Genomic DNA, 16,507 nt, shown 5'->3' with positions numbered 1-16,507 from the left:
CTCGAAGAGTCGCCCTTTTTATTGTTCACAGAGAAAAAACTTTTATTCATAAGTAATTACATTGAGTGATACATGGTTATTTCAAATAATAAACTGTTCCGAGAAGATGTCAAAAGATGAATACATACTTGCGTTTGAAGCAATCCTTTATGGACTAATTATTAGTAGAATTTTAGTGAAGTGGAACTATATGATTCAGGATGATAAGCCAAAGAAAGGTTATTGGGCATTTTGGGTTTTGACAATTGCAATCTTTTTATTAATCATCTATGTATTCATGATGAACAAAATATTTAATCATTATGATAAAATAGTTGATGCATCTACCTTCCTTTTTTACGCAGTTTTTCCACCTGGCCTTTTTACATTCATTGTCTATCAAATCTTTCCCAGGGAATTCAAAAATGTTGATCTCAGAGAATATCTTATGACTTACATCAATAGAGTAATCCTTCCCCTTAACATCTATATCATTTTTACCCTCTTTCAATTTGCGGGATCAATAACTGATCCTGGTGCAATAGTCGGAATTGTAATTATTCTCTTTGCTACTTCTGTGAGTGTTTTCAAGCGGTATTGGCTTTTGGAAGTATACTCGGTGCTTTTCTTGTTGAGTATGATTGTATTTGGATATATGTAATACAATATGAATTTACCTTTGCGGTTGATGCATTTTGAATAAGCGAAAAAACTCTTCTTTACCTTTAACCTCCTTTCACTAGATTTGGAACCTATCGCTGATTATGCTTCGTTCCGGATTCTTTATAGCATGCTTCATTTCATTTTTCACCTGCTTCTCGCAATCAAATGTCGAGGACTGGATTAAATTATTTAAAGATGGTGAAAACCTTGATGTCCTTTACGATGAATACTATAAAGAGTATCCTGATGTAGACTGGAAGCTTTTTGCAGATCAGAGTATAAATCTGATACAAGATGATTCAGTTCAGGTAGAATTTCTTCTCACCATTTCATCATTTCTTGAAACCCGAGATCCGAAAGCAAGCCTCTCTGTAATTGATGATATAGAATCAATTTTACTTGGTACAAATAATCAAGTTTGGTTGGCGTCAGTCTATGGAGAAAAATCCTATTTATTGACTTACTCAGGTCAGTATAAAGAGGCAGTTGAAATTCTATCGGAGGCCCTTGGGATGATTGACAAAAAAGAAAATAAGTCTATTTATGCAGAATTGTTGGCGCATTTGGGAAGGACTTACAATTACATGGAAGATTTCGCAAGTTCCAGAAAGTACTTTGAAGAGAGTAATGAATTATTCCGAGCGCTTGGAGATGAGAAGAATCTAATTGTCAACACTTTCAACATCGGAGGCCTATTTATGAATATGGAAAAGAATGACAGTGCCATTCTATATTTTGAAAAGTGTATAGAAAAAGCACCGGAATATTTTCCCATAATGGAAGCATATGCGTATGGAAACATTGGACAGGTGTTGGTAAACAAAGGAGATTATCAAGCGGCAATTGAATCTCAGCTCAAAGGTTTGAAAATCGAAGAAAAATTTGAAGATGAGTTGTCAATGGTAGATTCGCATGGTGTACTGGGAGCAGCATATGCGCATCTTAATAATCGAGATAGTTCGTTCTACCATTTTGAAAAATCAATTGCCTTTGCACTGAAACATGAAGTTTATGAAAAGCTTCTCGATATCTATGAGTCTCAGGTTGAATCCTATGCACTGCTCGAGGAATATGAACTGGCATTTTATGCAGGGTCGAGGTTACTTGATCTGAGAGATAGCCTGCAGACTTTGGAAGTACGGCAAATTCAGCTTGATCTTAAAGAAAAATATGAAACTGATGAAAAAGAAAGTCGAAACCGTGAGCTTTCTGCTGAAGTTAATCGTCAAAATCAGCTGATTGTAGGTGCCTCTACCTTATTGATTTTAGCTATTGCAGTCGCTTACTACATCTTTAGAATAAATAAGAAAGTAAAATTCCAGTCGGAGGCGCTAAAAGAAGCTACGGCGTCCAAAGAAAGATTTTTTTCTAATATCACTCATGAGTTCAGAACTCCTCTGACGCTTATACTTTCCCCGCTGGAAAAAGCACTAGAAAGTCCAGATTTGTCTCAAGAAAAGTTGAATCAATTGATTCGAAGCAATCACCGACATGCCAGTCAACTGTTAATGTTGGTAAACCAACTCCTCGAGTTAAACAAACTCGAATCAGGACATATGATGGTTAAAAATACAGTGGGTGATTTTTCAGATTTTATTGATCAATTTTTGATTCGATTTAGGCAGGCAGCTGAAAATAAGTCTCTCACTTTTAAAATTATTAACAAAGACGTCTCTGGTTTCTATGCTTTTGATCGTGCAAAATGGGAACGAATACTTTCTAATCTCCTTGGGAATGCATTGAAGTTTACAGAACAGGGAGATATTACGCTTGAATATTGGAATACAAATGAAGGTATTGGATTAAGTGTCAGTGATACTGGCATTGGCATTCCTAATGAAAAACTGGGAAAGATCTTTGATCGCTTTTATCAAGTAGATGGTTCGAATACACGATCTTATGAGGGGACTGGGATAGGCTTGGCGTTGGTAAAAGAATTGGTGGAGTTAATGGAGGGTGACATCCAAGTAAGTTCGGATTCTGCAGGAACTATTTTTTCTTTAGCTATTCCAATGGAAAGTATGCAAAATACAGATGTGGAGGAGTCTTTGGCTGAAACCATCTTCGCTCAAGATATTGCAATTGATGATACGAAGGCACTAATTCTTGTAGTTGAAGACAATGATGAACTTCGCGCATTTTTGAAAGAGCAGCTTCAGGAAAAATGGAATGTGCTTGAAGCTGCAAATGGAGAAAAAGCTTGGGAAATTATTCAAGAAGAGCTTCCAGACATTGTCGTTTCTGATGTTATGATGCCTGGAATGAACGGGCATGAACTCTGTGAAAAAACAAAAGCTGCAGCCAGTACAATGCATATCAATTTTTTGATGCTAACAGCTAAAGCTTCTAAAGAGGCAGTAGTCTCAGGGCTGGAAATGGGAGCCGATGATTATATCACCAAACCTTTCCATCCGCATGAGCTTGAACTCCGTATATTCAATATGCTACAGCAGCAAGAACGCCTACGGCAACATCTCATGCAGGAACTGCTTCCCGTCAATATTGAAGATGTCAAAACCACCATTCCACATATTGAAGATGTATTTCTGAAAAGTATGTATGAATACGTGGATAGTAATCTCAACGATACTACACTAACTGCCGATCGCTTAGCAGCAGAAATGGCGATGAGTAAGAGCACTTTGAATAGAAAGCTAAGAACATTACTAGACACTACGAGTATAGACTTCATCCGAGATATTAGACTCAAACGTTCTGTAGAATTCATAAAAGCCGGCCACTCAATTTCTGAAACTGCCTACTCTGTGGGGTTTGAATCACCTTCTTATTTTACTAAAATTTTCAAGGCTCGATATAAAAAGACCCCGAGCGAATTTGCTTCTGAATTGACCATCTAGGTCATTAATTAATCATTTGATTCAAATAAGCTAGCCTTTGACTCATATGAAATAGTGACTGTTTCACCTTATTTCTTCTTTTGAACCATCAAAAGAATGAACGAATGAAGACACTAATTCTCACATTTACTTTGGTGTTTTATTTAAGCACCAATGTGGCAATCTCACAGCAGTTGGAAAGGCAAGTAATTGCATCTTCAGGCTCGAGCTCTACCAATAGCTTCACCATTGGTGAGGTAATGGTAAGTAGTAGAAATCTACAAGTAACACCAGGTTTTCATCAAGGAGATGTAGCAGTAGATACACCTCTTAGAGCAGTAGATATTACAAATGAGCTGACTGTTTTTCCAGTGCCTACACAAGATGTTCTGACTGTCAAAGGGATAGACTTTGACTCAGAAGGTACGAACGCATCACTCTTTTCAGCAGATGGTAGAAGGCTGAATATAAAAGTTGAATCTGGACTAAATAGGATGATAATAGACTTAAGGAGTTTGCCAGCCGGCAACTATTACCTAAAACTTGATAACTCAATAAATCAAACGTTTGCCAGCTATAAAATTTTAAAAATTAATTAATTAAACCATAAGTGCCATGATTAGAAGATATTTCTACATTTTCTCGGCTACATTGTTCATTTTGATAACACCTGTCACTGGTGTGAAAGCGAACATTGATGAAGACCGTTTAGAAGAACTTGCCAGACATACAAATAGTCCACCCGATGGCTTCAATTACCAAGCTGTTCTTAGGGATGTGAATGGTGAAATACTCGCAAATAGTTCTGTGACTATGCGTTTCACATTATCCAATAGCAATGATGATGTATGGATAGAAACACACTCATTAACATCTAATGAATTTGGTGTTGTATCATTAATAATTGGAGATGGGACCAATATAGGTGGGACTGCTAATTCATTTGCAGAAATCGATTGGTCTGCAGATATCTCTGTTAAAGTTGAGGCTGATACTGGAGATGGCTTTGTAGACTTAGGAACAAGTTCACTTCAAAGCGTGCCATATGCAGAATACGCAGCTAATGGATTGACCTCAACTCAAGCTGCTAGCCTGGATGCTATTGATTTGAATGCAGAGGAAAATGTGCAGGCAGACTGGAATGTTTCTGACAACACAGCGGATGCATTCATTTTGAATAAGCCAGCGATTCCTTCAGACATCAATGAATTGTCGGATGAAGACGGTTTGTTAAGTGATATTAGTGGAGACCTTACAGTAAATAGCTTAGCTATAGAAGGTGCTTTTTCACTGCCGACCACTGATGGTTCTAACGCTCAATTCCTTGCTGCTTTAGGGAATGGTACTACAGTTTGGGCCGACCCATTATTTATGACAGACAATATTGCTAATGATGCAATCACAGCGGATAAAATTGCTGATGGGGTAATACCTTCATTCGCAGGGGATGGTAACTATTCTTTTGTAGGGGTGAGAAGCGGTAATTACGCCTATGCTGACCATTCGTTTATTGGTGGAGGAAGGTATCATGTTGCGGATGGCTCATATTCAGCAGTAGTAGGTGGAGAGAGTAATTATGCAATGGCTAACTATTCATTTGTTGGCGGGGGGAAAAGCAATATGGCCTATAGTATATACAGTACTGTAAGTGGTGGTAATGGTAACCAAGCCAATAGTTCATTTAGTACTGTTAGCGGAGGTCGAACCAACAATGCTTCCGGCTCTCGTGCTACTATAGGTGGAGGGCAGAACAATACTGCTTCCGGATCTTTTTCCACCTTAAGTGGTGGTGCGGGAAATACTACAACAGGTGAGTCTTCTACAATAGGTGGAGGACAGAACAACAGTACTCCTGGAATTTTCTCTACAGTAGGTGGTGGGTTCGAAAATATAGCTTCTGGGAATTTTTCTTTAGTACCTGGTGGACGAGGACTTCAAACCTCATCATATAGTGCAGTTGTTTTAGGGATAAATAATAGCACAACCGGAGGAACCAGTTACAGCTTCGTTGCAGCAGATCCATTGCTTGTTGTAGGAAATGGAACTGTAGGTGGTATTAAAAGCGATGCATTGGTCATGCTCAAAAATGGCAATACGGATATCAATGGAACATTCGTAGCAAACAGTTTGGGTGTAGATGGAGCTTTTACGCTTCCGACGGCCGATGGAACCAACGGTCAGGTACTTACAACCAATGGGAATGGAAGTGTAACCTGGGGCGATATTAGTGGAAATAATCCTACTGTGGTAAGAAACGCAACCAATATAGGCGTGCTTTCTATTCCCGACAATACTGCTGTATATATCTCTTCTTTACCTGCCGGAAGTGGTATTGTACGCATTACTATGCCTACCTCTAACACTGCAGGGGATAAGATCATCTTAAGCATGAATACTACGGATCCTTCATTGACAAGATCTCTCATTTTCGAAACTACAACAGCAACGATTGTAGGGCATGCTGCCAATACGGTTACTTGTGCTTTGAATAATGCAAACCCAACCATGGAGCTGATTTATGATGGAGCTACTTGGCTAGCAATCAATGGCAATTTCAATTTTCCTGATCCCAATTGATTTGATTAAAAGGCAACTAAGGAAGTTAACCTAAGGTGGTTAACACGATGGCCGGCTCCAGTAATGGAGTCGGTTTTTTTTGATAAAAATGCCACTTGATTCATTTCGATCATCCTTTGATTCATATGTGGCATCCCAAAATCAAGCTTATTTCTTGTTTTGAGGCATCGTGTTAATCAAAAAAACAAACTATGAAAAATTTACATTTTGTTTCAGGCTTCCCTCGTAGTGGAAGCACACTCCTATGTAACCTGCTGAATATGAATCCTAAATTTCATGCAACGCCAACATCACCAACCATTGATATGGTGATGCAGATGAGAAAAGTATTTAGTCACAATCCATCATACAAAAACGTAGATCGGATGGAAGAAGCACTTCGCTTTAAGGCTGGGGTTCGAGCATATCTGCAGGCTTATTATCAAGACAAAAGTGTAGTCTTTGATAAAAACAGAGGTTGGGTCAATAAACTTCCGATCGTTGATCGCATCATGGAAAATGAAGAGAGTAAAGTCATTTTCTGCTACCGAAATCCTGTGGAGGTTTTTCAATCCATTGAGAGCCAGTATCAGAAAACCATTATGATGGAAAATTCCGATGAGATGAACAATGAGCTGGCTTTCACCACACTTTACAATCGGGTAGAGACATTCGTAGGGCAAAATTTCACCTTGATGTCAACGCCAGTGGCTTTATTAGAAGATGCATTGACGCAGGGTCATGGATCAAGGATTTTGATTGTTCGCTACGATCGGTTGTGTTCTGAGCCACAAAAGACATTAAATATGATTCATGAGTTTGTAGGCGAGGAAACTTTCAGCTATGATTTTTCTCAATTGAAACAAACGACTTTTGAAAATGACGCAGCTTACAACTATAAGTTTCTACATAGCATTCGAGAAGGAGAAGTTAGATATAGTCCTACTACCATTAACCTACCAAAGGAAGCAATCGATCGGATTGAAAAAAGATTTGAATGGATTACCAAACGCGTCGAAAACATCAAATAGTATGAAGAACATTAATTTACAAAAAATCGTAGCTGTAAAAGGACAGGCAGGGTTGTTTCATTTGGTTAACTACAATCCAAAGGGATTTTTTCTTCAGCCCTTTGAAGGAGGGGTAATTCGTTTTGTTTCTAATGAAAAAGGGAAAGTACTAGCTCTCGGCAATGTAGACCTAAGGTTAGCAAATGATGAATCAATTAATCTTTTGGAAGTATTTCGCTTAATGGAAAAAGAAACCATTTCGGAGGTACATACTATCGAAGCCCTTATCGATTATTTTCATAAAATAGCTGATTTGGATAAGTCTATTGCTCCTACTCACTTGCAAAAGGTGGTCAAGTGGTATTCAATGATTGTGGATCATTTTGGAAGCAATAGCATGGTCAATGAAGAAGTAGATGGCTTGACAATTATCTAAATATTTGACGCTCGTTTACAGCCTTACTTTTCTACCACTTGCCATATTTTTAAAAAAAGATTCTAGGGAATTGTCATATTTAAATAACTCTTGTCACTAATACTGTAGAGTTTAAAACATTCCAATGGATAAGGAACTTGAAAATGCCTTTTTGGCGGGTATTGAACAAAACAAGCACAAGTTGCTTCGGATTTGTTCGGTGTATGCTTATGATGACGAAGACCGCAAGGATCTCTTTCAGGAAGTACTAGTCAACATCTGGAAGTCCATGCCATCATTCAAATCAAACGCTTCGATAGGTACCTGGATGTTTAGGGTGACGCTAAACGTGTGTTTACGCATCCAAGCAAAACAGTCGAAGAAAAAAAAGCAGTTTGTAAATATGGATAGTGTTGAACTTTCCATGTATGCAGGACATGAGGCTTCATCTGATGAACGTCCGGAGTTACACCAAATGCGTGCTTGCATAAAGAAGCTCAACGAAGCTGATAAAGCCGTGATCACTCTTTACCTGGAGGAACTGGCCTACAAGGAAATTGCAGAAATCACAGGGCTAACTGAAAATCATGTGGCTGTAAAAATCAAGCGCATAAAAAATAAATTGTTGAACTGTATAAATGAAAGGTCATGATAGAAGAAGAGCTAATTAACATCTGGCGGTCTTCTCCTACTCAGGAGCAAGTGAAGTTTGATAAATCACGTCTGATGATCGATGTTCAGTCAAACTTGGATCGATTTCATAAAAGCATGAAGGGGTTGTATCTCAGAGAGTCATTGGCAGCAATAATTGTCATTCCGATTTTCTTATGGTACGCATTTGTAATTCCAATACTAATCACACAAATAGCGTCGATTTTAATCGCTGTTTGGGCCGTAGCTATTTTGGTTTTTATGCATAAGTTAAGGAAGAAAAAACCTGATGAGCATTCAATGAGCTATATCGAATACCTACATAAAACAAGGGACTATCTAACAATTCAGAAGAACATAAGAGAAAAAATCATCCTTTGGTATGTCGGTCCTTGTATGGCTTTATGCTATTTATTTATGGTAGGTATGATGTTGGAAGAATCGAGCGATACTACCTACATCATTGGAGCAGCGGCCTACTGTTTTGTGCTCGGCTTTGTGATTTACTATTTGAATATAAGATCAGCTAAAAAATATGTGACTCCTAAATTGGAAAAGGTGGAGAGCCTTATTCAAACGATGGAGGAAGAATAAAAGAGATCAAGAACTAAAAAAAATGACGATGATAAGAACAATAAAATCTATCCTACTACTGATTGCTACCATTAGCATTAGCCATGCTCAATGGGACCTTTCTACCGAACTCAAAGAAAGTCTAAAGCTCAGGATTGAAAATGGCGAAAACACAGGAATTGTTATTGGATTAATTGATGAAAATGGAGTAGCCTATTATAGCTATGGTGTTAAGTCGCTAAAAACGAACGAGCCTGTAGACGAGAACTCTGTTTTTGAAATCGGATCTATATCTAAAACATTTACTGGCATACTGCTAGCAGAACAAGTAAAGCGTGGAAAAATGAATTTGGATGATCCAATTCAAAAATATTTACCAGATGGAGTTACGGCTCCAACTCGCAATGGAGAGTCGATTATGTTGGTTCATCTGTCGAACCATACTTCGGGACTCCCAAGTCTTCCAAGTAATTTTTCACCAGAAGATCAGACCAATCCATTTGCTGATTATTCGGTCGAACAGATGTTTGAGTTTTTGAATACCTACGAACTCACTCGTGATATTGGCAGCCAATATGAATATTCTAACTACGCTGTGGGATTGCTCGGCCATATTCTGGCAGAGAGTGGTTCAACGACATATGAGGAGCTGATGATTGAAAAAATTGCTAAGCCATTGGGACTCAAGAACACCAGAATCACCCTGAATGATGATATGAAAAGTGAGCTTGCAAAGGGTCACGTTTATCATTTTGAAGTGAAAAATTGGGACCTGCCTACACTTGCTGGTGCCGGAGCCATACGTTCTACAGCTACAGATATGATTAAATATTTGAGCTACAACATGGGTATTAAATCTAGTAAACTATCTAAGGCAATGGAACTCTCTCATCAGAATACTCGGACCGCCAATGCTCAACCGATAGTTGGTCTTGGCTGGCATCGAATGATTTCGGATGGTGTAGAAATAATTTGGCATAATGGAGGTACTGGAGGATACAAGACGTTTGCAGGATTTACTAGCGATGGAAAAAAAGGTGTAGTAGTACTTTCAAATTCTGTGATAAGTGTTGACGATGTTGGTGTTCACACATTGAATCCGAAATTTAAATTGCGTGATGTGAAGCCTTCGGTTGGGTCTAAGCTGAAAGAAATTATTGATAAGGATGGACTTGATGCACTTGAAGATGCTTATGCTGATCTAAAGAAAAGTGAGCCTAGCAAATACAACTTTGGAGAGGTAGAATTGGATCGATTAGGTAGTGCTTATATCAATTCCAATGAATTAGAATATGCCATTGCAGTATTGTCGTTAAACCTCAAAAACTTTAATTCTTCATCCAATGCTCATGCTAGTTTGGGTAAGGCATTTGCCAAAAATGGAGAAAAAGAAAAAGCTGTTGAAAAACTCAAAAAAGCTTACGATCTAAATCCAGCAAACGAAGAAGTAGCCACTCAATTAAGTGAGCTAGGAGTAGATCCCAAAAGCTTGGTAAAAGAAGTTACGGTTGATGAAGAAATCCTGGATACCTATTTAGGGAAATATGAATTGGTTCCAGGCTTCATCATAACTATTACACGTGAGGAAAGTCAGCTCAACGCTCAAGCTACTGGACAGCCCATGTTTGCTGTTTTCCCTAAGTCTGAAAATGTTTTCTACTTCAAGGTGGTTGAAGCACAGTTAACCTTCAACAAAGGCGATGATGGTTCAATTGAGAGTTTAACCTTGCTCCAAGGAGGCAGAGAGATGGTGGGAAAAAAATTGTAGACATTATGACATTTAGCTACTGTTGAGAATTATTTATCATTAATATTTTCTGCTTACGCAACCATTTTTAGTATTTTGGAAGTTCAGTCTGATATTTAGGCTATTCTCGAAAGTTTGACTTATCTGCTTTTGATGATCATGCTACCACTAAAATGATACTTAATTGTTGCGGACGTTAAAGGAGAAAATTGTAGTTCACATAGCATACCGAAATATATTTAATGCGCCTGTTAGTTCGGTTGAATGTCAAAAATGGTTAGGTGTTGCTTCAGACGAAATTGCTGCTTTTAACGATTCGATAAAGGAACTTATTGAAGAAAATCTTATTGTTGAAAAAGATGGATTTCTTTGCGTGCCAGGTCAAGAAACCATTGTAGATAGTCAATCAAGGAAGGAAGTTTTAACAAAAGATCTTTTGGCTAAAGGCAGTAAGACCTTAATACGTCTGTCAAGACTTCCTTTCATAAAATACATTGGAGTTTCGGGTTCTGTTGCTGCCAATAATCCTACTTTACAATATTCTAAAAGAGGTGTGGAGTTCGTCGATCTAGACCTCTTTGTAATATGTAAATCCAATACGCTGTGGTTGCTTTTTTTGGTTGAGCGTGTGCTTACAAATATTAAGAAGCTCTTCAAAGGGTATCATTTTTATTGCTTCAACTACGTGACAGATGAGACATTTTTGGAGGTTTACAATAAGAATTTCTTCACTGCTACAGAGATCAATAATCTTAAAACCGTCTATGATAATGGTATACATTCTTCCTTCTTGTCGGTTAATTCTTGGTATAATAAATATTATAATGGATCGGAGGATGTTATTGATGGAGCGAAATCATCGCTATCCTGGACGCTTATTTTAGCACCCATAAATTTTGTTTTCTTCGCATTGTTTTGTGTTGGGAGGGCACTTAAGAGGATAGAACTTTCACCACTCTTAGAAATTTTCGGTGGATTCAATCCAGTTCAAAAATGTAACTTTAAAAGAATATCAAATCCTAATGGCGGATATCAAGAGGCTATAAAAAACAAATTTAGAGAGTCATTCCAAACGAACTTCCCGCAATATTATTCGGAAGTCATCATGGAAGACCTTTTTCCTAAAGCTACCGCATTTAAATTTTCGCCTGAAAACAATGTTTATGACAGGGAGAATGCGGAATTATTTACCAAATACACGCTTAATTCCAATGAAAAAAATCCTGTTTAGCCATTCTTACTTTTATATGCTAGATGCAAAACAATGGAGGATAGCTGAGCCATATCCACCATTAATGACAATAACCGCAGCATCTTTTATGCGAGAGGAAGGCTATGAGGTAGCGTTATTTGATGTTGGTCTTAAAAGTAACCCTGAAGAATTAAGTGATGTATTGGCATCTTACAAACCTGACTTTTTTGTCATTTTTGATGACGGGTTTAATTACCTCACCAAGATGTGTTTGACATCTATGCGTGAGGCCGCATTTCAGATGCAGGAGCTTGCTGGAAAAGCCGGAGCCACAGTCATCACCTGTAGTTCTGACTCTACCGATCATACAGAAAAGTACCTTGAGCATGGTGCCAATTTCATAATCAAAGGAGAAGGTGAACTCACCTTGAAGGAATTAATTGACGACTTATCTGTAGGAGGAGACGGACAATCTATTTCGGGTGTTTGCTTTAAAGATGGTGATGCTATCAAGAATACCAAACCCAGAGGTGTAAATACACAATTGGACCAGTTGCCGCAGGCTGCATGGGATTTAGTAGATGTAGAATCTTACCGTAAAATTTGGCATACAAAATCTTCAAATTTTTATCTCAATCTAGCCACTACTAGAGGGTGCCCTTACAAGTGTAATTGGTGTGCTAAGCCGATATATGGCAATAGGTACAACACCCGTTCCCCAAAAAAAGTAGTAGATGAAATTCAATTTCATGTAGAGCAACACAACGTGAGATACTTCTGGATGTGTGATGATATTTTTGGTCTCAAACCAGGCTGGGTGCAGGACTTTAGAGATGAACTTAAGAACAGAAATATTAACATTTCATATAAGATTCAATCGCGGGCAGATCTCCTTCTTAAAGAAGATAATATTGATGCACTGGTTGCTTCTGGACTAGATGAAGCATGGATTGGCGCAGAGTCCGGATCTCAACAGATCCTTGATGCCATGGATAAAGGTACAACCATTGAGCAGATTGAACAGTCTACTGCTCTTTTGAAAAAGGGAGGCGTGAAAGTGGCTTTCTTTATTCAGTTTGGATACCTCAATGAGACATTTGAAGACATTAAAAAAACCATTCGATTGGTACTTAAACTAATGCCTGACAAGTTAGGAGTTTCGGTTTCATACCCTTTGCCAGGCACCAAGTTTTATGAAATTGTAAAAGGTGATCTTGCAAATAAAGCCAATTGGACAGATTCAGATGATCTTGATATGATGTTTCAAAACACATATCCTCCAAAATTTTATAAAAAATTGCACAGGTACCTACATCAAAGATTTGGTATAAGAAGAGGATGGATGGCGATTGGAAAAGTGTTGAAAAATCCAATCAAAGTTCGAGTTTCTGATTTAAGACAGATACTTGCTGTTGGACTTCACCTACCCTTATCGATTATTAGCAGAATGCAGCTTTATAGATATTCACCATTAAACAAATGAGTGCAGATTTTGATAATGCTGCGATTACCTATGATCAGGATTTTACCTACTCTGGTATTGGAATTCTGCAACGGGAAAGGGTTTGGAAAAATTTGAGCAAACACTTAGAACATAAGGGAAAGATGAAAATTCTCGAGCTTAATTGTGGTACAGGTGAAGATGCAGGCAAGCTAGCTATTGATGGCAATAATGTAGTTGCAACCGATATTTCAGAAGAAATGCTTCTGGTTGCTAGAAAAAAGAATCAACATCTTGATATTAAGTTTCAACAACTCGATTTAAATAACATTGATCAGTCGAATTTAGATTCGGATTTTGACCTGGTATTTTCAAATTTTGGTGGATTGAATTGCATTGATCCCGCAGCAATAGCTAAGGTGGGGGAAAAGCTCTCGCAAATCCTGAAACCAGGAGGAAAGTTTATTGCTGTAATTATGCCTAAAGCATGCCTATGGGAAAATATTTACCTGATTTTAAAGGGCAAATGGGATCAAGTGTTTAGAAGAAGTGAAGAAGTTGTGGAGGTAAACGTTTCTGGCAAGATTGTCAATACGTGGTATTATGATCCGCAAAATTTTTCGAAACTAATAGGCCATCAGTACATTAAAGAAGACTTAAAGCCTATTGGCTTTTTCATCCCTCCATCATATATGGAATCATTTTTCAAGAGAAAGCGAATGCTATTAAAGTGCTTGAACGCATTAGAAAAAATGTTTTCGAACTTTTCTTTTCAAGCCAGGTTTTCAGATCATTATTATATAGCGTTTAAAAAGACATGAAAGTACTTTTAACACATGGATATTTTTTAGAGGAGGATCCGAAAGAAAAGGAAATCATGAAACCGTACCCTCCGCTCGGCATTCTATATATATCATCGTACCTAAATGAAAATGAAGTTGAAAATGAGGTTTTTGATTCCACATTTTCGACTAAAGAAAGCCTGTTTAAACATATAAGATCCTACAATCCCGATGTGATCGCACTCTATACCAATCTGATGACCAAGCTCAACATTTTGGACATAATAAAAGAGGTGAAAATGCTTAAGAGTGATTGTAAGATTGTGCTGGGCGGACCAGACGTGACTTACAATACCAAAAACTATTTGGACAATGGTGCAGATTTCATAGTCATTGGTGAAGGAGAGGTAACTATGTTGGAATTGGCACAAGCCCTTTCGAATGGTAGCTCAGTTGATGATGTTGATGGAATAGCATATTTAAGTTCTTCCGGTGATGAAGTCAAAACAAAACCAAGAACGAAGCTAAGAGACATCAATGAATTGCCGGTTCCAAATAGAGCCGCTATACCCATTGAAAAGTACCTGAAGGCATGGAAGGATCATCACGGGAAGAGCGCACTTAACGTCAGCACGCAAAGAGGGTGCCCATACACATGCAAATGGTGTAGCACTGCCGTTTATGGTCAGAGCTATCGAAGACGTTCACCGAAAGAAGTTGTGAAAGAACTGATGGATATCAAGGAAAATTACAATCCTGACAGTATTTGGTTTGTAGATGATGTCTTTACTGTAAGTCACAAGTGGTTATTTGAGATGGCTGATGAAATGGAAAAGCAGGATCTTTACATTCCTTTTGAATGCATCACTCGGGCAGAGCGCATGAATGATGAGGTAATAGCTGCACTAAAAAGAATGGGATGTTTCAGGGTTTGGATAGGTGCTGAAAGTGGCTCACAAAAAATAATTGATGCGATGGATCGTAGAGTCTCCGTTGACAAAGTCCGTGAGATGATCGTCAAAACAAGGGAAAGTGGAATTGAAGCCGGAACATTCATCATGGTGGGCTATCCAGGGGAAACGGATGAAGATATCAAGGAGACGTTACATCATTTGAAAATTTCTAATCCAGACTTCTATACAATTACAGTTGCTTATCCGATCAAAGGAACTGACTTATACAATGAAATAGAAAAAGAGATTACGCAAAAACCTGAATGGAATTTGAGTACAGATCGAGATATTGATTTTAAAAGGACATATCCAAAATCATTTTATAAGCATGCAATACGATTTATTTCTGCGGAAATGGAATTCTACAGGTATAAGCTGGATAGAAGGTTGTATGGACCAAAGTCATTCAAACTCTTAGGGAAAATTGTCTTTTCGAGGATTTTTATGTGGTTTTATAAAAAGAGTATTCTTCAGAATAACTAGTGTTTCAATCCCAAACAGCAACAATTTGAAAGGTTCTCATATTTTTTCAAAAATTCTATTATCGGGCATTTGCTTAGTCATCGCATATGCTTGTGCCAATAATAGTATGGAAAAAATCGAGCCTAAGAGTTTAGATCCTACTATTTATCTGAAATGGATACCTGGATCTTTTGATCAAAATGATGAAGAAATACGCACGGGGTTTATGTGGGTACTTTCTTCACTGGGAGCCACTCTTCCAAATGGATCGATGGGTCTTGTGATGGTAGAAGAAGAGGAATTATTATACAAAATTGATCTAGCGGAAGCAGGATTTAGCGATAAAGCACTAGAAGCATTTGACATCATTATCAGGGAATTAAAGAATAGCGAAGCATACAAAGTAAATGGTTTTACAGAGATGGGACGGTTTGTAATGCTTACGTTAAACAGCTCTTATCATTACTATCAAATAGTACAGATGCCTATTAAGTTTTCGACTTTTGAGTCATTGTATGAATTTGAGGGGAAGCAGTTGCAAGTGATAAATTCTGCGGTATCTGATGTTCAAAGACTCGTTGAAATTTCTGAAGCAGATCGAATTGAGGAAGTTGCCTATATAGCCACTGAAGGTCAAGGTTCTTTTGAAGAGGGTACGTTTGAAGCGGAAGAATTTGAGGTTTTCGATTTTATGCCAAATGGACAAATCAGATTTGGCATTTACGATAAAGATGGCAATTTGAAGATGGCCAGTAATCCCGAGCTGACGCAAGCTGGTAAACCCAGTAAGTGTCTTTGGTGCCATGAAATAAGTATTCAACCTTTTTTTACCTCCAATCCAGTATTGAATGGTGATGGATTTCTTAGTGAAGAGCAATTTGCTGATATATTGGATCAGCAAAATTTATTTCTTGCCGAACATAGAGCGTCTCTAAATTCAGAAATTAACTTCTTTAATCTTCAAGATCATCGCTTTCAAGAATACTTATACATTGATTTCATGGAACCTTCTTTGGCTCGCATAGCTATTGAATGGGGAATGACTGTAACTGATGTGACAAGACATTTAGCGAATGTATCAACTCATACTCAGTCAGAATATGGAATTGAAATGCTCTATGATAGGAAAGACATAGATATAATGGCACCATATTCCACAATTGAGGTACCAGAATCTGCCAGAGAATTTTCTGAAAATGAACCAAATTTTTTCGATTAGTTGAAAATTAATACCGTGACATAATTC

14 protein-coding genes are annotated in these 16,507 nt (G+C 37.9%); all 14 read left to right on the top strand.

The features are described 5' to 3' along the window. Positions 1 to 106: 106 nt before the first annotated feature. The 14 genes from ACY650_RS05325 (at position 107) to ACY650_RS05260 (ending at position 16,480) form a co-directional block, all read left to right on the top strand. Complete coding sequence (locus ACY650_RS05325) at positions 107 to 640, top strand: hypothetical protein (RefSeq protein ID WP_462252489.1); 534 nt, start codon at positions 107 to 109, stop codon at positions 638 to 640. Between the two features lie 103 nt (positions 641 to 743). Beyond that, positions 744 to 3,500 (top strand): hybrid sensor histidine kinase/response regulator transcription factor, encoded by a 2,757-nt coding sequence (locus ACY650_RS05320; RefSeq protein WP_462252487.1) that lies wholly within the window; start codon positions 744 to 746, stop codon positions 3,498 to 3,500. A 104-nt stretch (positions 3,501 to 3,604) separates the two neighbouring features. After that, positions 3,605 to 4,078, top strand: a complete 474-nt coding sequence (locus tag ACY650_RS05315; RefSeq protein WP_462252485.1) for a T9SS type A sorting domain-containing protein — start codon at positions 3,605 to 3,607, stop codon at positions 4,076 to 4,078. 16 nt (positions 4,079 to 4,094) lie between these two features. After that, positions 4,095 to 6,056, top strand: a complete 1,962-nt coding sequence (locus ACY650_RS05310; RefSeq protein ID WP_462252483.1) for a hypothetical protein — start codon at positions 4,095 to 4,097, stop codon at positions 6,054 to 6,056. A 191-nt stretch (positions 6,057 to 6,247) separates the two neighbouring features. Then, positions 6,248 to 7,066 carry a sulfotransferase family protein gene (locus tag ACY650_RS05305; protein ID WP_462252481.1) on the top strand — a complete coding sequence of 273 codons (819 nt, stop codon included), beginning with the start codon at positions 6,248 to 6,250 and terminating at the stop codon, positions 7,064 to 7,066. 1 nt (position 7,067) lies between these two features. After that, a complete protein-coding gene (locus ACY650_RS05300; RefSeq protein ID WP_462252479.1) occupies positions 7,068 to 7,481 on the top strand; it encodes a hypothetical protein in 414 nt (137 codons plus the stop codon). Between the two features lie 124 nt (positions 7,482 to 7,605). Beyond that, complete coding sequence (locus ACY650_RS05295) at positions 7,606 to 8,112, top strand: RNA polymerase sigma factor (protein ID WP_462252477.1); 507 nt, start codon at positions 7,606 to 7,608, stop codon at positions 8,110 to 8,112. Continuing rightward, a complete protein-coding gene (locus ACY650_RS05290) occupies positions 8,109 to 8,705 on the top strand; it encodes a hypothetical protein (RefSeq protein ID WP_462252475.1) in 597 nt (198 codons plus the stop codon). The genes ACY650_RS05295 and ACY650_RS05290 overlap by 4 nt, the downstream gene beginning before the upstream one ends. Before the next feature lie 28 nt (positions 8,706 to 8,733). Beyond that, the gene (locus ACY650_RS05285) at positions 8,734 to 10,452 is read left to right on the top strand and encodes a serine hydrolase (RefSeq protein WP_462252473.1); all 1,719 of its coding nucleotides are present in this window, start codon (positions 8,734 to 8,736) and stop codon (positions 10,450 to 10,452) included. A gap of 163 nt (positions 10,453 to 10,615) precedes the next feature. Further along, positions 10,616 to 11,662: a hypothetical protein gene (locus ACY650_RS05280; protein ID WP_462252471.1), complete on the top strand. Its 1,047-nt coding sequence runs from the start codon at positions 10,616 to 10,618 to the stop codon at positions 11,660 to 11,662. After that, positions 11,643 to 13,106: a B12-binding domain-containing radical SAM protein gene (locus ACY650_RS05275; protein ID WP_462252469.1), complete on the top strand. Its 1,464-nt coding sequence runs from the start codon at positions 11,643 to 11,645 to the stop codon at positions 13,104 to 13,106. Before ACY650_RS05280 ends, ACY650_RS05275 begins: the two co-directional genes overlap by 20 nt. Then, positions 13,103 to 13,885, top strand: coding sequence for a class I SAM-dependent methyltransferase (locus ACY650_RS05270; protein WP_462252467.1), 783 nt, complete (start codon positions 13,103 to 13,105; stop codon positions 13,883 to 13,885). Before ACY650_RS05275 ends, ACY650_RS05270 begins: the two co-directional genes overlap by 4 nt. Beyond that, complete coding sequence (locus tag ACY650_RS05265; RefSeq protein WP_462252465.1) at positions 13,882 to 15,282, top strand: B12-binding domain-containing radical SAM protein; 1,401 nt, start codon at positions 13,882 to 13,884, stop codon at positions 15,280 to 15,282. Before ACY650_RS05270 ends, ACY650_RS05265 begins: the two co-directional genes overlap by 4 nt. 106 nt (positions 15,283 to 15,388) lie before the next feature. Then, positions 15,389 to 16,480 carry a hypothetical protein gene (locus ACY650_RS05260; protein WP_462252463.1) on the top strand — a complete coding sequence of 364 codons (1,092 nt, stop codon included), beginning with the start codon at positions 15,389 to 15,391 and terminating at the stop codon, positions 16,478 to 16,480. Positions 16,481 to 16,507: the final 27 nt, after the last annotated feature.

The organism is Ekhidna sp., assembly GCF_963691765.1.
Classification (GTDB): domain Bacteria; phylum Bacteroidota; class Bacteroidia; order Cytophagales; family Cyclobacteriaceae; genus Ekhidna.
Note: the sequence above shows the minus strand (reverse complement) of the source record. Positions and strands in the feature narration are given on the sequence as shown.